Here is a 17,402-nt window from a genome sequence, read left to right on the forward strand (position 1 = left end):
CCTTGCCAGAAGAATCCGCATGCATCCTCCACCACCCGTCAAGGTAGCGGAAACGGCCGAACCGCCGGGCCTCGTCCACCTGTTCTTCTCCTTCTTCTGGGTCTCGCTGATCGGCTTCGGCGGCGTGCTGCCCTGGGCCCGGCGCATGCTCGTCGAGCAGAAGCGGTGGCTGACGCCCGACCAGTTCAACGAGGATCTTGCGCTCGCGCAGTTCCTGCCCGGCCCCAACATCCTGAACCTGACGATCGTGGTCGGGCAACGATTCCGGGGCGCCGCAGGGACGCTTGCGGCGACCTTCGGCCTCATGACCTCGCCGGTCCTCGTCGCGCTCGGGCTTGCGTTCCTGTACGGCCGCTACGGCCAGCTCGAGGAGGTCCACCAGGTCATGCGCGGGGTTGCCGCGGCTGCGGCGGGCCTGATTCTCGCGACCGCCGCCAAGATGGCGGTTCCCATCATCAAGGCCGACGAGCGGGTGCAGATCGCCTTCGCCACCATCACCTTCGTCGGCGTTGCGGTTCTGGGCTTCTCCTTGCCGGCGGTCCTTTTCTCCGTCGCCCCGTTCAGCATCGCCGTCGCGCTGTGGAGGATGCGGTGAGCCGCGAAGACGGCGAGCTCTGGCTGCTTGCGACAACGTTCGCATCGCTCTCGCTGCTGGCGGTCGGGGGCGTGAACGCGCTCGTGCCGGAGATCCACCGGCTATCCGTCGACGTCTACGGGTGGATGTCGTCGGCGCGGTTCACGGACCTCTTCGCGATCGCGCAGGCGGCGCCCGGCCCGAACATGATGCTCGTCACGCTCATCGGGTGGCACGTCGCCGGGCTGCCGGGTGCGCTTCTCGCGACCGCCTGCATGACCATGCCGACCTCGATCGCAGCCTTCTTTGTCGCAAAGACCTGGGAGCGCTTCCGGAAGGCCCGCTGGCGCATCGCCGCACAGGCGGGGCTGGTCCCCGTTGCGATCGGCCTCTTCTCGGCAAGTTCGTACGTGCTCGCGCGCCACGCCGACGACTCGGTGATGGCCGCGGTTCTGACCGTCGGTACCGCAGGTTTCGTCTACTTCACCAAGGTTCACCCGCTCCTTCTGCTCGGGATCGCCGGGCTTGCAGGCTTTCTCGGGCTTGTCTGAGCGGCCGCGCCTCGCGCGATGAGCGGGAGACGCTTGTTCAGGTCCCATCGGGTCGCTAGGGGTGGCGCATGCTTCATGTCCTCATCGTCGGTTGCGGAGGCGCCCTGGGGGCGGCGTCACGCCATCTCGTCAACATGGCCGCCCTCCGGGCGTTTGGAACGGGGTTTCCCTACGGGACGCTGACAGTGAACGTGCTTGGCGGGCTTCTGATGGGCCTGCTCGTCGGCTGGCTTGCACTCAAGTCGACCGCCGGCGGACAGGAGATCCGCCTGTTCCTCGCGACCGGCGTGCTCGGCGGGTTCACCACCTTTTCGGCGTTTTCGCTCGACGCAATCTTGCTGTGGGAGCGCGGCGCGATCGCCGCCGCAGCGCTTTATGTCGGCGCCTCCGTCGTCCTTTCGATCGCCGCGCTCGCCCTCGGCCTCGGCCTCGTTCGCGCGCTGGTGTGAGCCGCGATGGCCGAGGTTCAGACACGCACGGTGGAGCGCGACGAGGCGGGCATGCGCGTCGACCGCTGGTTCAAGACGCATTTTCCGGGGCTGGGGTTCGGCCATCTGCAGAAGCTTCTGCGCTCGGGCCAGATCCGCGTCGATGGCGGCCGCGTCCAGGCGTCCACCCGTCTCGCTGCCGGGCAGCAGGTGCGCGTACCGCCGCTGCAGGCCGGCGACACGGTGAAGTCCCGGCCAGCGGCCGCGGGACGGACGGCAGAGGACCTCGCCGCGGCGATCCTGCATGAGGACGATCAGGTAATCGTCTTCAACAAGCCGCCGGGGCTCGCCGTGCAGGGCGGGTCGGGCGTCACCCGGCATGTGGACGCCATGCTGGAGGCGTTCACCGACCGCCACGGGCGGCGGCCGAAGCTGGTGCACCGGCTCGACCGCGACACCTCGGGCGTGCTGGTCGTCGCGCGCACCCGGACCGCGGCGGCGTTCCTCGGCAACGCTTTCAAGGAACGGGAGACGCGGAAGATCTACTGGGCGCTTGTCGCCGGCGTGCCGCGGCCGCCGCAGGGCAGGATCTCGACCTTCCTGCGCAAGGAGGAAGGCCCGATCGGCGACCGCGTGCGGATCGCCCAGCACGGCGAGCGGGGCACCGAGCACGCCGTCTCCAACTACGTCGTCGCCGACCAGGCGGGACAGAAGCTCGCCTGGCTGGTGATGCGGCCGATCACCGGACGCACGCACCAGCTGCGCGCGCACGCCGCCCATATCGGTCACCCGATCGTCGGCGATGCGAAATACTTCAACATCGAGAACTGGGAGCTGCCGGGCGGCATCCAGAACAGGCTGCACCTTCACGCCCGCCGGATCGTCATCCCGCACCCGTCCGGCGGCAAGCTCGACGTCGTCGCGCCGATGCCGCCGCACATGCGGCAAAGCTGGTCCGTTCTGGCGTTCGACGACCGGACCGGGGAGATGGCCGAGGAATCGCTGTAGAAGATCCTTCTGTCCGACGGCGACCGGCGCGCCGCCTGTTCCACACAAGGGACGCCAGGCTCTTTTTCGTGGCCACCGATCCCGCTCCCCAGTTTCCATCCCGGCGAACCATCGCCCCATTCCTGCGGCAATCAGGACGTGTGCGGCTGGAACCCATCGGCCCGGGTGCGGTTTTGTCGCCGTGGCCATCTTCATCTTCGGCCCGGGACGCGGAGACGTATCGATGCGGCGCGTGGAAGTGATCGACGGGATGCGGGGATATTTCCTCGTCTTCATGATGCTCACGCATCTGACGTTCGAGGGCGGCTACAAGCTCGTCAAGATCAACCACGCCGAGCTCGGCTTCGTCCAGGACGCGCAGGGATTCGTGTTCCTGTCCGGCCTGCTCGTCGGGCTCATCTATGCGAAGAAGATGCTGAAGGGCGGCTTCTGGGCCGGTTCTTCCGCGCTCTGGCGGCGCTCTGCGGAGCTCTACGCCTATGCGATCGGCTGCATCTTCGTGATCCTGCTGCTCGGCCAGGTGCTGCCCTATGCGGGCGTCTACTGGGACGCCTGGCTCGGCAATGTGGACGGCCCGTACCCCGCCTACCGGATCGCTGCCGCGCTCTTCCTGTACCAGCCGACCTATCTCGACATCCTGCCGCAATACGTCGTCTACATGGTCGTCGCGCCTCCGCTCGTCTGGCTCTGCATCCGCGGCGAGTGGCTGTGGGTCGCGATCGGCTCTGCCGTGCTCTGGCTCGGCGTGCAGCTGGGCGCGCACATCCCGGTGGCGAACGCGATGAATGCCGGCCTCTCCCATTTCCAGGAGGGGCTCTCGATGCGCGTGCCCTTCAACGTGCTCGGCTGGCAGGTCGTGTTCATGAGCGGCCTCGTGCTCGGCGCGCTAACGGCGCAGAACCGGATCCCCTGGACCGAGGTCTTCCGCCCCGACCGGACCGGCCTCCTGAAGGCGTTCGTGGCGCTGCTCCTCTTCTTCATGGCCTGGCGGCTCGGCTTCACCTTCGGCCTCGTGTCGGAGGACGCCATGAAGCGGTTCCAGCGCTTCGAGCTCCGCAACGAATTCAGCCTGGTCTTCCTGGTGAACTTCGTCGCGCTCGCCTACACGCTGGCCTGGCTGCTGATCGCCGGACCGCGCTCCGAGAACGCGACGGCGCAGAAGATCGCGAACGCGCTGCATGGCCTCTTCAGCCTGGGCTTCCTGCGTCTCCTCGGCCGGCATTCGCTGCAGGTCTATGCCTGGCACGTCATCATCGTCTACGTGGTGAAGGGCATCGACTGGCACTACGGCGCCTTCGACGAGGCGACCAAGACCGGCATCGCCCTCTTCGCCGTGCTCCTCCTGACGCTGCCTGCCGTCTGGCGCGACTACCGGATGGGCCGGCTCGCACCGGCGCGGGCGCAGCCGCAGAAGGCCGGGCGCTGACCGGCCGGCGAGCAGGCGGCGCCGCGGTCCCGTCGGGATAGGGCGCCGCATCGGCCGCCGGCTAGCAGCCTCCCGCGCCGGCCGCCGCTCAGGCCCCGGTCTGCGCCACCAGGCCGGCCGCCTCGATCCCGGCCACGGCGCAGGCCTCGTCCGCATCGGACACGTCGCCCGAGATGCCGACGGCGCCGAGAAGCTCCCCCTCCCGATTGCGGATCAGGACGCCGCCCGGCGCGGGCACGAGCCGGCCCTGGCTCGCGGCCGCGATCGCATTGACGAAGGCGGGCGCCTTGGCTGCGCGCTCGGCCAGCTCCCGCGACCCGAAGCCCATTCCCAGCGCGCCCCATGCCTTGCCCGTGGCGATCTCGACGCGGAGAATCCCTGAACCGTCCTCGCGCTTCAGCGCCACGAGGTGGCCGCCCGGATCGAGCACGGCGACCGTGAGCGGCACCAGGTTCTGCGCCCGCCCGTTGGCAAGCGCCGCATCGACGATGGTGCTCGCCTGTTGGAGCATGATGGCTGCGGTCATGATCTTCCCTCGCGGCGGTCGCGGTGAGATTGCCCCTCGGGCGGGCGATCAATAGCATCCCGGCCGGAATCAGGTCCATGGCACGAGGGATGAGAGCGGCATGAGGGGGGAAGTGGGCGTCATCGGGCTCGGCATCATGGGCGGGGCGATGGCCGGCAATCTCCGGGAGCGCGGCTGGCGCGTCGTCGGTTTCGATCTCGACGAGGGCCGGCGGGACGAACTCGCCGGCCGGGGCGTGGAGATCGCGCAAAGCGTGGCGGACGTGGCGCGCGCGGCGCCGACCCTCATCACGAGCCTGCCGAGCCCGGCCGCGGTGCTCGCCGTGTCGCGCGAGATCGCCTTGGCCCGGTTGCCGAAGCGGGTCGTCTGCGAGACCTCGACGCTCGCGCTCGACGACAAGGTCGCCGCCGAAAAGGTGTTCGCGGATTCCGGCCACGTGCTGCTGGACTGCCCCCTGAGCGGGACCGGCGCCCAGGCGAAGAACCGCGACCTCGTCGTCTATGCGAGCGGCGACAGCGCGAGCATTGCCGGGCTCCAGCCCCTCTTCGCCGACTTCGCGCGGCAGGCGCACGACCTCGGCGCCTTCGGCAACGGCACCAGGATGAAGTTCGTGGCGAACCTCCTCGTCGCGATCCACAACCTCGCCTCCGCCGAGGCGATGGTGCTGGCGATGAAGGCCGGGCTCGATCCGCGGCAGGTGGTCGAGGTGGTGGGTGCAGGCGCCGGCGGATCGCGCATGTTCGACATGCGCGCGCCGCTGATGGTCGAGGACCGCTACGAGCCCGCCACGATGAAGATCTCGACGTGGCAGAAGGACATGGCCGTGATCGGCGCCTTCGCGGCGGCGCTCGGCGCGCCGACGCCGCTCTTCAGCGCGACCGAGCCCTATTACGCGGCAGCCATGTCGCAGGGTCGCGGCAACGAGGACACCGCGGCGGTCTGCGCGGTGCTGGAGGCGATGGCCGGGATGACGCGCGGGTGACCGCCCGGACGGGCCGCTGACGCGTTCGCGGGCCGCGACCCGGCGGGGGCGGCCGGGTGCCGTGCGGCCGCCCCGGCCGGTCGAGCGCCTCGAGGGGCGGTGGCGCAGGTGGACACCACGCCTCCCGCTGCCTATCTGAGGCCCGCGCGCCCGGGCCGCGCGCCACATCGCCTGCTGCCCGGGACCTCCAACCAAGGCCCGGATCCACTGCGTTGAAACTCGTCCTCTTCGACTGCGACGGGACGCTCGTCGACAGCCAGCACATCATCGCCGAGGCCATGGGCCTCGCCTTCGCCGAGCACGGTCTCGATCGGCCCGCTCCGGAGCGGACGCGGCTCATCATCGGCCTGTCGCTCCCGCTCGCCATTGCCGTGCTGATCGACGAGCCGCTCGGGCCGAAAGCGGAGGCGATCGCGGACAGCTACCGGCGGAACTTCATGGCGATGCGCAGCCGCGCCGGCTTCTTCGAGCCGCTCTTCCCGGGCGCCGCGGACGCGATCCACACGCTCGCGAGCCGTGACGACGTGAGGCTCGGCATGGTGACCGGGAAGTCGCGCCGCGGCGTGGCGGCGGTCTGTCGCCAGCACGGTTTCGAGGGTCTCTTCGAGGTGGTGCGGACGGCGGACGACTGCCCGTCCAAGCCGCATCCCGCCATGGTGCTCGAATGCTGCAGCGAGATCGGGATCGCGCCGGCCGAGACGTTCGTCGTCGGCGACACGCGCTACGACATGGAGATGGCGGTGGCCGCCGGTGCAGCTCCGATCGGCGTCTCGTGGGGCTATCACGCTGCGGAAGACCTTCTGCGGACCGGGGCGAGATGCGTGATCGACGGCATCCCCGAGCTCTTCGATGTGCTCGCTGCAGGCGGCGTCGAACGGGAGGCGGCGTTCGATGGAGCGTGAACAAAACAATCCGATCGTCGCGGCGCGACGGCTGTCCGCGCCTGAGCTTCCGAAGCGCTTCTACACCGAGGTGTCCCTGGCCGAGACCCCCTCGGGATGGGCGATCCGGCTCGACGGGCGCGGGGCCCGCACGCCGGCGCGCAACGCGCTCGCCGTGCCGAGCCGAGCGCTCGCCGACGCGATGGCCGCGGAATGGCGCGCACAAGGGGAGCGCGTCGATCCCGCGACGATGCCTGCGACCCGTCTCGCCAACACGGCCCTCGACGGCGTTGCCCGCGAGATGCAGGGGGTGCGGGACGGTATCCTCGCCTTCGCGGAGAGCGACCTCCTCTGCTACCGCGCCGACGAGCCGGACGGACTGCTCGCCGAGCAGCGGCGGCACTGGGACCCGCTGCTGCGCGCGACGGAGGCGCGGCTCGGCCATCGGGTCGTACTGGCCGAAGGCGTGATGCACGTTCCGCAATCGGCCGCGCTGATCGAGGCGGCACGGAGGGCGCTCGACCGGATCGACGATCCCTTCCGCCTGGCGGGGCTGCACGTCGTCGCGAGCCTCACGGGCTCCGCCTTCATCGCGCTTGCGATCGCCGTCGGCGAGGTCGACCCGGACGACGCGTGGGAAGCGGCCCATGTCGACGAGGACTGGAACATCCGCCAGTGGGGCGAGGACGCCGAAGCGAAGCTGAGGCGCGAGCGGCGCAAGCGCGATTTCGACGCCGCGGTCCTGGCCATCCGTGGCTGATTAGGCCCGCCCGATCCGGCCGAGATGGGTGTCCCTGAACCCGCTCGGCAGCTTCAGCCCGAAGCCGAGCGCGCGGTCGATGCCGATGTGGACGAGCCAGACGATTGCGACCGTCAGCAGCCCGCCCTGATTTCCGAACCACCCGATCGCTGCGACCAGGAGCGGCGCGCAATAGGTGTGGAAGGCGTTGTAGCCCACGGCGCCGAGCCTCGGCCCGCCGAGGTAGAAGAGCATCGAGAGATCCGGCACGAGGATCAGCGCGGCGAACAGCCACCAGCTCTCCCCGCCGACAGCAAACAGGAACAGGCCCACCGCGGCGAAGAAGAGGCCCTCGGCGCGGAGGAGAAGCGTCGCGCCGGCCGGTCGCGTCACATTCGGTCTCCTCGACTGGGCCCGGTCGCCTTCCGACCAACGGCCGACTTTCCCCGGGACCGGTTCGTGCTACCACGCAGTCGACGCGGACAGAAAGGGCGGACGATGCGCGAGGTCCTGGCGGAGCTGGAGGAGCGGCGCGAGACGGCGCGGCGCGGCGGGGGTGCGGCACGCATCGAGGCGCAACACCATCGCGGCAAGTTGACGGCGCGCGAGCGGCTCGCGGTGCTGCTCGACGAAGGCTCCTTCGAGGAGTTCGACATGTTCGTCGAGCACCGCTGCTCCGATTTCGGCATGGAGGAGATGAAGATCCCCGGCGACGGCGTGGTCTCCGGCTGGGGCACGATCAACGGGCGCCCGACCTACGTCTTCGCCAAGGACTTCACGGTGTTCGGCGGTTCGCTGTCGGAGGCCCATGCCGAGAAGATCCAGAAAGTCCAGGACATGGCGCTCCGCAACCGGCTGCCGATCATCGGCCTCTACGACGCCGGCGGGGCGCGCATCCAGGAGGGCGTCGCCGCGCTCGGCGGCTATGCCGAGGTGTTCCAGCGCAACGTGCTGTCCTCCGGCGTCATCCCGCAGATCTCGGTGATCATGGGGCCGTGCGCGGGCGGCGACGTCTATTCCCCGGCCATGACGGACTTCATCTTCATGGTCCGCGACACGAGCTACATGTTCGTGACCGGGCCGGACGTCGTGAAGACCGTCACCAACGAGACCGTCACGCCGGAAGAGCTTGGCGGCGCCTCGGTGCATACCGTGAAATCCTCGATCGCCGACGGGGCCTTCGAGAACGACGTGGAGGCGCTCCTCGAGATCCGCCGCCTGTTCGACCTCCTGCCGCTCAACAACAGGGCGGACCTGCCCGAGATCCCCTCGCCGGATGCGCCCGACCGGATCGACCGCTCGCTCGACACGCTGATCCCGGATTTGGCCAACAAGCCGTACGACATCAAGGAGCTGATCCTGAAGGTCGTGGACGAGGAGGATTTCTTCGAGATCCAGGCGGCGCATGCCGGGAATATCGTGGTGGGGTTCGGTCGCGTGGAAGGGCGGACGGTCGGCGTCGTGGCCAACCAGCCGATGGTGCTCGCCGGCGTGCTCGACAGCGATGCCTCGCGCAAGGCCGCGCGCTTCGTGCGCTTCTGCGACTGCTTCGGCATTCCGATCGTGACCTTCGTCGACGTGCCCGGCTTCCTGCCGGGCACGGCGCAGGAATATGGCGGGCTCATCAAGCACGGCGCGAAGCTTCTCTTCGCCTATGCCGAGGCGACCGTGCCGAAGGTGACGGTCATCACGCGCAAGGCCTACGGCGGCGCCTATGACGTCATGGCCTCCAAGCACCTGCGCGGCGACATCAACTATGCCTGGCCGACGGCACAGGTGGCGGTCATGGGCGCGAAGGGAGCGGTCGAGATCATCTACCGCAAGGACCTCGACGACCCCGTGCGGATCGCCGAGCACACCAGGCGCTACGAGGACCGCTTCCTCAACCCCTTCGTCGCCGCCGAACGCGGCTATGTCGACGACGTGATCATGCCGCATTCGACCAGGCGCCGGATCGCGCGGGCGCTGCGGCTTCTGCGGACGAAGGAGCTCGGCAACCCCTGGAAGAAGCACGACAACATCCCGCTCTGACCGTCCGCTCGCGCGGCGAGACCCTGGCCCTCCGGAGAGACCTCGCCGCGGCGGCGCCCGTCAGCCGGTCATCGCGGCGAATGCCTGCTCGAGATCCTCGATCAGGTCGGCAGGATCCTCGAGGCCGATGTGCAGGCGGATCACCGGGCCGTCCGTCCAGGGCTTCACCGTCCGGGCCTGCCGGAGTTCGCCGAGAATGGCCAGGCTCTCGAAGCCGCCCCAGGAATAGCCGAGCCCGAACAGGCGGAGCGCGTTGAGGAAGCGTCTGGCCTCCGCCTCGGACCCGTTCAGCACGAGCCCGAACAGCCCGGTCGAGCGCCCGAAGTCGCGCTGCCACAGGCGATGGCCGGGATCGGCGGGCAGGGCAGGGTGGAGCACGCGCGCCACTTCGGGGCGTGCGGCCAGCCACCGTGCCACCGTCATGGCGTTCTCTTCGTGCCGCGCGAGGCGGACCTCCATCGTGCGCAGCCCGCGCAGCGTCAGCCAGATCTCCTCCGTGCCGGCCTGCACGCCGAGATTCCGGTGCAGGCGGCGGAGCGCCGGCCACATGCGCGGGTTCGCGGAGATCGAGCCGATCAGCAGGTCTGAATGGCCGGCGAAGTACTTCGTCCCGGCGTAGAGGGCGATGTCGATGCGATGCTCGAGCGGGCGGTAGATGAGCGGCGTCGCCCAGGTGTTGTCGAGCATCGTCGCGGCCCCGGCGGCACGGGCGGCCGCCACCAGCGCCTCGAGATCCGGCATTTCGAAAGTCAGCGAGCCGGGCGCCTCCATGAACAGGACGCTGCGCTCGTCCATGCCGCCGCAATCGGGGTCCACGGGATCGTAATAGCGCGTCGTCACGCCGAGGGCCGGAAGGCTCTCGTCGCAGAAGCGGCGCGTCGGCCCGTAGACGTTGTCCGGCACGAGGATCGTGCAGCCCGGCTTCACGGCGGACAGAATCGCGACCGTGACGGCGGCGAGGCCGGACGGCACCAGGACGGTGCCCGCGGCACAGTCCAGTTCCGTGAGCGCCTCGGCGAGCGCTTCGATCGTGGGGGTGTTTGTGAGCCCGTAGGGATACCGGTGCCCGGTCCGCCCCTCCATCGCCTCGACGCTCTCGAAGAGCACCGTGGAGGCGCGCACGAGGGGCGGGTTGACGAAACCGTGAAACCGCTCCGGATGGAGCCCGGCATGGGCGAGCACCGTCGCGCTGCGCCTGCCGCCCAGGGGGGGCGGGCTGCTGCTCTCGTCGTCTGTGCTCATCGAACCTCCGAGGGATGCTTTCCATGCAGCAGAGAGTGCCGCCTATTCCGGCACCGACGTGCCTTGACCGAAAGCGGCAATTGCCTTGTGATGGCCGCAGTGTGGAAAGATTGCGACAATAGCTCCGGGTGCGGCGCCGCGCCGGCCACCCCTGCAGGTCGCATTTTCCTCCGATGCATCACAAGGGGAACAGGGGCTCCGTCATGAAATCAACATCTCTGCCGCTCGCGCTCGGCGTGCTCTTCGCACTCGGCATGGGCGCCGCCGGCGCCGCCACGCTCGACGACGTCAAGGGGAAGGGCTTCGTCCAGTGCGGCTCCAACACCAGCCTGCCGGGCTTCGCCTCGCCCGACAATGCCGGCGAATGGACCGGCTTCGACGTCGACTACTGCCGCGCGGTGGCTGCGGCGATCTTCGGCGATCCGACCAAGGTGAAGTTCACGCCGCTCTCCGCCAAGGAGCGCTTCACCGCGCTGCAATCGGGTGAGGTCGACGTCCTCATCCGGAACACGACCTGGACCATGTCGCGCGACACCTCGCTCGGCCTGAAGTTCGCCGGCGTGAACTATTACGACGGCCAGGGCTTCATGGTGCGCAAGGACCTCGGCGTCTCCTCCGCGCTGGAACTCTCCGGCGCCTCGATCTGCGTGCAGACCGGCACGACGACCGAGCTCAACCTCGCCGACTATTTCCGCGCCAACAAGATGGACTACAACCCGGTGGTCTTCGAGAAGATCGAGGAGACGAACTCGGCCTATGACAGCGGCCGCTGCGACTCCCTGACGACCGACGCCTCGGGTCTCTACTCGACGCGCCTCACCATGAAGACACCCGACGACCACATCGTCCTGCCGGAGATCATCTCCAAGGAGCCGCTCGGCCCGGTCGTACGGCAGGGCGACGACCAGTGGTTCAACGTCGTGAAGTGGACGCACTACGCCCTGCTCAATGCGGAGGAACTCGGCATCACCCAGGCCAACGTCGAGGAGATGAAGAATTCCGACAATCCGGAGATCAAGCGGCTGCTCGGCGTCGACGGGACCTTCGGCGAGGCGGTCGGGCTGCCGAACGACTGGGTCGTCGCCATCGTCAAGGCGGTCGGCAATTACGGCGAGCTCTTCGAGCGCAACGTCGGCGAGGGCTCTCCGCTGAACATCGAGCGCGGCCTCAACGCGCAGTGGACCGACGGCGGCCTGCAGTACGGCATGCCGGTCCGCTAGCCGGCTCGGATCCGCGGCCGCAGCGTTGCGGCCGCGGACGCCCCAGGCAGACGGCATGGCGCATCCCATCAGCGAGAGCGGCCCGGTCGCGATCCCGCGCGAGCGCAGCGCGTTCCTGAACGATCCGAGAAAGCGCGGCTTTCTCGTCCAGTTCCTCCTGCTCCTCGTCGTAGTCTCGTTCTTCGCCTGGGTCGCGACCAACACGGCAACGAACCTGCAGCGGGCGAACATCGCCTCCGGCTTCGGCTTCCTCGAGAACCGCGCCGGCTTCGACGTGTCCCAGTCGGCGGTGCCCTACTACCAGGACGACAGCTACGGCTGGGCGCTCGTCGTCGGCCTGGCCAACACGCTGCTCGTGGCCGCGGCCGGTATCGTCATCGCCAGCCTCGTCGGGTTCCTCGTCGGCATCGGCCGGCTCTCCTCGAACTGGCTGGTCCGCCAGCTCGCCACCGTCTACGTCGAGACGTTCCGAAACATTCCGCCGCTGCTCGTCATCTTCTTCTGGTATTTCGGCGTTCTCGCCGTGCTGCCGCAGCCGCGGGACGCGCTCGACGTCGGGTTCGGCTTCAGCCTCAGCAATCGCGGCATGTTCGCGCCGAAGCCGATCTTCGAGGAGGGCGCGTGGCTGATCGGCGCCGCGCTCATCGCCGGCATCGCAGCGACGTTCGCAATCGCTCGCTGGGCAAGGCGCCGCCAGATGCGGACGGGCGAGCAGGTGCGGCTGCTGCCCATCGGCATCGGCCTGATCGTCGGCCTGCCCGTCCTCGCGTTCTTTCTGGCGGGAATGCCGATCTCGCTGGAGTTCCCCCAGCAGACGCGCTTCAACCTCGTCGGCGGGCTGCAGATCAAGCCCGAGTTCATCGCGCTGCTGCTCGCTCTGTCGATCTACACCGCGGCCTTCATCGCCGAGATTGTCCGCGCGGGCATCCTCGCCGTCAGCCGGGGCCAGAGCGAGGCGGCCCATTCGCTCGGCCTGCGCTCCGGCCAGACGCTCCGGCTCATCGTCATCCCGCAGGCGCTCCGGGTCATCATACCGCCGCTCACGAGCCAGTACCTGAACCTCACCAAGAACTCGTCCCTCGCGATCGCCATCGGCTACCCCGATCTCGTGGCGGTCGGCGGCACGATCCTGAACCAGACCGGCCAGGCGGTCGAAATCGTCGTCATCTGGATGACGGTCTATCTCGGCATCAGCCTCGCCACCTCGCTCTTCATGAACTGGTTCAACCGCCGCGTCGCGCTGGTGGAGCGGTAGGCATGGCCGACATCCACGCCGAGACCGACCTCTATTTCGTCCGCCGCGAGATTGCGCAGGCCGAGCCGCCGCCGGTGCGCACGTCCGGGCCGGGCAACTGGGTGAGGCGAAACCTGTTCGCGACCCCCGGCGATGCGGTGCTGACGATCCTGGCCCTGCTCTTCGTCGCCTACACGCTGCCGGGCATCATCGACTGGGCCTTCCTCAGCGCAGTGTGGACGGGCGAGGACCGCACCGCCTGCATCGTGGAAGGGGCGGGCGCCTGCTGGGCCTTCGTGAAGGCGAAGTTCCCGCAATTCATCTACGGGCGCTATCCGGTCGCGGAGCGCTGGCGTGTCGACCTCGTGTTCCTGCTCCTCGCCATCGGCATCGTGCCGATGGCCATTCCGTCGGTGCCGTACAAGAAGCTCAACCTCGTCTACCTGATGGTGGTCGTGCCGGTCGTGTCGTTCTTCCTCCTGACCGGCGGCGCGTTCGGGCTGCGGAGTGTGGAGACCTCGCTGTGGGGCGGGCTGCTCGTCACGCTCGTCGTGTCCTATGTCGGCATCGTGATGTCGCTGCCGCTCGGCATCCTGCTCGCCCTCGGCCGGCGGTCAGACCTTCCAGCGGTGCGCTTCTTCGCAATCGGCTTCATCGAGATCTGGCGCGGCGTGCCGCTCATCACGGTCCTGTTCATGGCGAGCGTAATGCTGCCGCTCTTCCTGCCGGTCGGCATGAACTTCGACAAGCTGCTGAGGGCGCTGATCGGCGTGGCGCTGTTCTCGTCCGCCTACGTGGCGGAGGTCATCCGCGGCGGGCTGCAGGCGATCCCGAAGGGGCAGTACGAGGCGGCGCGCGCTCTCGGCCTCGGCTACTGGCCGATGATGCGCCTCATCATCCTGCCGCAGGCTCTGAAGCTGGTGATCCCGGGCATCGTGAACAGCTTCATCTCGCTCTTCAAGGATACCAGCCTCGTCTACATCATCGGCCTGTTCGACCTGCTCGGCATCGTCCGCATCAACTTCAGCGACGCGAACTGGGCGACGCCGCAGACGCCGGCGACCGGGCTGGTCTTCGCCGCGCTGGTCTTCTGGGTGTTCTGCTTCGGCATGTCGCGCTACTCGCAGGCGCTGGAGCAGCGGCTCGATACCGGCCACAAACGCTAGGAACGCACATGACCGAGAACGTCGTCCCGGCTTCGGAACTCGAGGTGCACCCGGAAAGGCTCAAGGTCTCCTCGGAGGTCGCCATCGAGATGGTCGGCGTCAACAAGTGGTTCGGCGAGTTCCACGTGCTGCGCGACATCGACCTGAAGGTCATGAAGGGGGAGCGGATCGTGATCTGCGGGCCGTCGGGCTCGGGCAAGTCGACGCTGATCCGCTGCATCAACCGGCTGGAGGAACACCAGAAGGGCCGCATCGTCGTCGACAAGACGGAGCTGACCAGCGACCTGAAGCGCATCGACGAGGTGCGGCGCGAGGTCGGCATGGTGTTCCAGCACTTCAACCTCTTCCCGCATCTGACGATCCTGGAGAACTGCACGCTCGCCCCGATCTGGGTGCGCAAGATGCCGAAGAAGCAGGCGGAGGAGGTCGCCATGCGGTATCTCCACCGCGTGAAGATCCCAGAGCAGGCCAACAAGTATCCCGGCCAGCTCTCCGGCGGCCAGCAGCAGCGCGTCGCCATCGCCCGCGCGCTCTGCATGAGCCCGCGCGTCATGCTCTTCGACGAGCCGACCTCCGCCCTCGATCCGGAAATGATCAAGGAGGTGCTCGACGTGATGGTGGGGCTCGCGGAGGAGGGGATGACGATGCTCGTCGTGACCCACGAGATGGGCTTCGCCCGCCAGGTCGCAAACCGTGTGATCTTCATGGATGCCGGGCAGATCATCGAGCAGAACGCGCCGGAGCAGTTCTTCACGAACCCGCAGCACGAGCGCACGAAGCTGTTCCTCTCGCAGATCCTGCACTGACCGCCGGCCCGGTATGAAAGAACCCGGGCTCTCGCCCGGGTTCGCAGGCCGTGGACGGGACCCCGCCTATTGCTGCTGGATCGGCGCCTGCTGCTGGTCCTGCTGGACGAGCGGCGTGATGCGCCTGACCGTCACGCGCCGGTTCTCCTGTTCCGGCCCGTCTGTGGGGATCTTCAGGTACTGCTCGCCATAGCCCTGGGTGACCAGGTTCTCCGGCGGGATCCGCCAGTTCGCCGTCAGCGCCATGGCGACCGCTTCCGCGCGGCGGTCCGAGAGCGCCAGATTGTCGACGTCCGATCCGACGGCGTCGGTGTGGCCCTCGATGAGGTACACCTCGTTCGGGTTCTGCCGGATGATGTCCGACATCGCCATGCCGATCGCCGCCAGGTTGGCAATCTGCGCCGGAGCGATGTTCGCGCTGCCGAACTCGAAGGTGATCGTGTCGATGTCGACGCGGGGCACCATCTCCCGGATGCGCTCGTTCTGGCGGACGTCGTTTATCGAATAGGCCTGCGGCACGTTGACGACCGGCGGCGCCGTCAGCGTGTCGTAGATCATGCCCGGCGTCGCGGTTCTCGTTTCGACGATGTACTGCTCCTGCGGAATCGGGACGACGATCGGCGGCAGGATCTCGTCGTAATAGCCGGGGTAGCGCTCGACATAGCCGTCGTAGAGGCTGTCGACGAGCACGTAGGTCTGCCGGTTCGGCAGGATCCGCTCGCGGTAGATGATGCCGCCCCACTCGTCATAGACCGTCACGATCTGCGTGCCGTCGGGCAGGATCACCACGGTCTCGCTGTACCGGTCGGTCCGCGGACGGGTGATGATGTCCCGGGCGAGCGGCCGCAGCAGGAGAAGGTCGTCCTTCCGCACCGTGACGCGGTTGCCCTGCTGGAAGACGACACGATCGCCTTGCCGCGAGATCACGTTGGCGTTGGGCGGCATCCGGACGTTGCCGATCATCTGGCCGGGCCCCTGGCCCGCTCCGGGGCCTTGACCCTGGCCCGCTCCGGGCATTTGACCCTGACCGGGTCCCGGGCCGGTTCCGGGCTGCTGACCCGGTCCCTGACCCATTCCCGGCCCTTGGCCCTGGCCCGGTCCCTGACCCATTCCCGGCCCTTGGCCCTGGCCCGGTCCCTGACCCATTCCCGGTCCCTGACCTGCGCCCGGTCCCGTGCCCGGACCCTGGCCTGCTCCGGGCACCTGGCCCTGACCCGGTCCCTGACCGGCTCCCGGGCCCTGGCCGGTTCCGGGCTGCTGGCCCGGCCCCTGACCCATCCCCGGTCCTTGACCCTGGCCCGGTCCCTGACCTGCGCCCGGTCCCGTGCCCGGACCCTGGCCTGCTCCGGGCACCTGGCCCTGACCCGGTCCCTGACCGGCTCCCGGGCCCTGGCCCGGTCCTTGACCCTGGCCCGGTCCCTGACCTGCGCCCGGTCCCGTGCCCGGACCCTGGCCTGCTCCGGGCACCTGGCCCTGACCCGGTCCCTGGCCGGTTCCGGGGCCCTGGCCGGTGCCGGGCCGCTGACCCGGCGTTTGTCCCGGCTGCATCTGTCCGCCGGGCTGGCGCGTACTGGGCTGGGTCTGCTGGGGTGCCGTTCCGGCCCCGGGCTGCCGCTGCGGTGTACCGGCGCCGGGTTGGCGGGTGGTCGGCTGCGTACCGGGCCGCGTGGTTGGCTGCGTCGGCTGGGCCTGCGGCTGCTGGCGCTGCGGCTGGGCCTGCGGCTGCTGGCGCTGCGGCTGGGCCTGCGGCTGCTGCTGCCTTTGTGGCTGGGCCTGCGGCTGCTGGCGTTGCGGCTGCTGCTGCCGTTGCGGCTGGGCCTGCGGCTGCTGGCGCTGGGGTTGCTGCTGCCTTTGTGGCTGGGCCTGCGGCTGCTGGCGTTGCGGCTGCTGCTGCCTTTGCGGCTGGGCCTGTGGCTGCTGGCGCTGGGGTTGCTGCTGCCGTTGCGGCTGGGCCTGCGGCTGCTGCCGTTGCGGCTGGGCCTGAGGCTGCTGGCGCTGGGGCTGCTGCTGCCGTTGCGGCTGGGCCTGAGGCTGCTGCCGCTGGGGTTGCTGCTGCCGTTGCGGCTGGGCTTGCGGCTGCTGCCGCTGGGGCTGTTGCTGCCGTTGCGGCTGGGCCTGAGGCTGCTGCCGCTGGGGTTGCTGTTGCCGTTGCGGCTGAGCCTGAGGCTGCTGCCTTTGCGGTTGAGCCTGCGGCTGCTGGCGCTGCGGCTGAGCCTGTGGTCGCTGCTGCCCGGCGGGCCCGCCGCGCTGCTGTTGCTGCCTGAGCCGCTGCAACTCCTCCGGCGTGAGGGGAGCGCCCGGGCCTTGGGCTACGTCCACGGCATCGAGATCGGACGTGCTGTCCACCGCGACCCCGATCTCGGCGTCTGCGCCCGTGAATGCACCGGGGCGCGTGTCACTCAGCACCGGGCGGTCGCCGGCGGAGGCCTCCAGGTGTCTAACCGCCTGTGCGTGGGATCCGATGGCGATCGGTATCACCGTTCCGGCCAGGAGCAGCAGTCGCGCCTTCATTGTGTTCGTCCTCATTTGGCGCCCCCCTGCCTCCAGCAGTGACTCTGTCCGGCCGGAAACACAAGCGTCCTCGAGTG

18 protein-coding genes are annotated in these 17,402 nt (G+C 68.9%); 14 read left to right on the top strand and 4 right to left on the bottom strand.

Annotated features, from left to right (window positions below; translation table 11 throughout):
* Nucleotides 1–19 precede the first annotated feature (19 nt).
* The 5 genes from ACUN0C_RS03260 to ACUN0C_RS03280 all read left to right on the top strand — a co-directional run bounded on the left by ACUN0C_RS03260 (nt 20) and on the right by ACUN0C_RS03280 (nt 3,987).
* Nucleotides 20–595: a chromate transporter gene (locus tag ACUN0C_RS03260; protein ID WP_445464897.1), complete on the top strand. Its 576-nt coding sequence runs from the start codon at nt 20–22 to the stop codon at nt 593–595.
* The gene (locus ACUN0C_RS03265) at nt 592–1,125 is read left to right on the top strand and encodes a chromate transporter (protein ID WP_445464898.1); all 534 of its coding nucleotides are present in this window, start codon (nt 592–594) and stop codon (nt 1,123–1,125) included. Before ACUN0C_RS03260 ends, ACUN0C_RS03265 begins: the two co-directional genes overlap by 4 nt.
* Before the next feature lie 68 nt (nt 1,126–1,193).
* A complete protein-coding gene (gene crcB / locus ACUN0C_RS03270) occupies nt 1,194–1,574 on the top strand; it encodes a fluoride efflux transporter CrcB (protein ID WP_445464899.1) in 381 nt (126 codons plus the stop codon).
* 6 nt (nt 1,575–1,580) lie between these two features.
* Nucleotides 1,581–2,561 (top strand): RluA family pseudouridine synthase, encoded by a 981-nt coding sequence (locus tag ACUN0C_RS03275; RefSeq protein WP_445464900.1) that lies wholly within the window; start codon nt 1,581–1,583, stop codon nt 2,559–2,561.
* 223 nt (nt 2,562–2,784) lie between these two features.
* Nucleotides 2,785–3,987: an OpgC family protein gene (locus tag ACUN0C_RS03280; protein WP_445464901.1), complete on the top strand. Its 1,203-nt coding sequence runs from the start codon at nt 2,785–2,787 to the stop codon at nt 3,985–3,987.
* Between the two features lie 88 nt (nt 3,988–4,075).
* Here ACUN0C_RS03280 and ACUN0C_RS03285 read toward each other — a convergent pair whose 3' ends face one another.
* Nucleotides 4,076–4,513, bottom strand: coding sequence for a GlcG/HbpS family heme-binding protein (locus ACUN0C_RS03285; protein ID WP_445464902.1), 438 nt, complete (start codon nt 4,511–4,513; stop codon nt 4,076–4,078).
* Between the two features lie 100 nt (nt 4,514–4,613).
* Here ACUN0C_RS03285 and ACUN0C_RS03290 point away from each other — a divergent pair, with 100 nt between their 5' ends.
* From ACUN0C_RS03290 to ACUN0C_RS03300, 3 genes are all read left to right on the top strand, one after another.
* Nucleotides 4,614–5,495, top strand: coding sequence for an NAD(P)-dependent oxidoreductase (locus ACUN0C_RS03290; protein WP_445464903.1), 882 nt, complete (start codon nt 4,614–4,616; stop codon nt 5,493–5,495).
* Nucleotides 5,496–5,707: 212 nt separating this feature from the next.
* Nucleotides 5,708–6,397 carry an HAD-IA family hydrolase gene (locus tag ACUN0C_RS03295; RefSeq protein WP_445464904.1) on the top strand — a complete coding sequence of 230 codons (690 nt, stop codon included), beginning with the start codon at nt 5,708–5,710 and terminating at the stop codon, nt 6,395–6,397.
* The gene (locus ACUN0C_RS03300; RefSeq protein ID WP_445464905.1) at nt 6,387–7,136 is read left to right on the top strand and encodes an ATP12 family chaperone protein; all 750 of its coding nucleotides are present in this window, start codon (nt 6,387–6,389) and stop codon (nt 7,134–7,136) included. Before ACUN0C_RS03295 ends, ACUN0C_RS03300 begins: the two co-directional genes overlap by 11 nt.
* On the opposite strand, the gene ACUN0C_RS03305 is transcribed toward ACUN0C_RS03300, so the two are convergent.
* Nucleotides 7,137–7,508, bottom strand: coding sequence for a DUF4260 domain-containing protein (locus ACUN0C_RS03305; RefSeq protein ID WP_445464906.1), 372 nt, complete (start codon nt 7,506–7,508; stop codon nt 7,137–7,139).
* Between the two features lie 105 nt (nt 7,509–7,613).
* On the opposite strand from ACUN0C_RS03305, the gene ACUN0C_RS03310 reads away from it, so the two are divergent.
* Nucleotides 7,614–9,146: an acyl-CoA carboxylase subunit beta gene (locus ACUN0C_RS03310; protein ID WP_445464907.1), complete on the top strand. Its 1,533-nt coding sequence runs from the start codon at nt 7,614–7,616 to the stop codon at nt 9,144–9,146.
* A 60-nt stretch (nt 9,147–9,206) separates the two neighbouring features.
* Here the strand turns inward: ACUN0C_RS03310 and metC are convergent, their stop codons facing one another.
* On the bottom strand, nt 9,207–10,388 hold the full coding sequence (metC, locus tag ACUN0C_RS03315; protein WP_445464908.1) for a cystathionine beta-lyase: 1,182 nt from the start codon (nt 10,386–10,388) through the stop codon (nt 9,207–9,209).
* A 203-nt stretch (nt 10,389–10,591) separates the two neighbouring features.
* On the opposite strand from metC, the gene ACUN0C_RS03320 reads away from it, so the two are divergent.
* The 4 genes from ACUN0C_RS03320 to ACUN0C_RS03335 are packed head-to-tail and all read left to right on the top strand — an operon-like array spanning nt 10,592 to nt 14,814.
* Nucleotides 10,592–11,608, top strand: coding sequence for an amino acid ABC transporter substrate-binding protein (locus ACUN0C_RS03320; RefSeq protein ID WP_445464909.1), 1,017 nt, complete (start codon nt 10,592–10,594; stop codon nt 11,606–11,608).
* A gap of 55 nt (nt 11,609–11,663) precedes the next feature.
* Nucleotides 11,664–12,863 carry an amino acid ABC transporter permease gene (locus tag ACUN0C_RS03325; RefSeq protein ID WP_445464910.1) on the top strand — a complete coding sequence of 400 codons (1,200 nt, stop codon included), beginning with the start codon at nt 11,664–11,666 and terminating at the stop codon, nt 12,861–12,863.
* 2 nt (nt 12,864–12,865) lie between these two features.
* The gene (locus ACUN0C_RS03330; RefSeq protein WP_445464911.1) at nt 12,866–14,008 is read left to right on the top strand and encodes an amino acid ABC transporter permease; all 1,143 of its coding nucleotides are present in this window, start codon (nt 12,866–12,868) and stop codon (nt 14,006–14,008) included.
* A gap of 8 nt (nt 14,009–14,016) precedes the next feature.
* The gene (locus ACUN0C_RS03335) at nt 14,017–14,814 is read left to right on the top strand and encodes an amino acid ABC transporter ATP-binding protein (protein WP_445464912.1); all 798 of its coding nucleotides are present in this window, start codon (nt 14,017–14,019) and stop codon (nt 14,812–14,814) included.
* Between the two features lie 66 nt (nt 14,815–14,880).
* Here the strand turns inward: ACUN0C_RS03335 and ACUN0C_RS03340 are convergent, their stop codons facing one another.
* Entirely contained in the window at nt 14,881–15,777 is an 897-nt protein-coding gene (locus ACUN0C_RS03340; RefSeq protein ID WP_445464913.1) for an OmpA family protein, read from the bottom strand.
* Between the two features lie 438 nt (nt 15,778–16,215).
* On the opposite strand from ACUN0C_RS03340, the gene ACUN0C_RS03345 reads away from it, so the two are divergent.
* The gene (locus ACUN0C_RS03345) at nt 16,216–17,367 is read left to right on the top strand and encodes a hypothetical protein (RefSeq protein ID WP_445464914.1); all 1,152 of its coding nucleotides are present in this window, start codon (nt 16,216–16,218) and stop codon (nt 17,365–17,367) included.
* Nucleotides 17,368–17,402 lie beyond the last annotated feature (35 nt).

The organism is Faunimonas sp. B44, assembly GCF_052655945.1.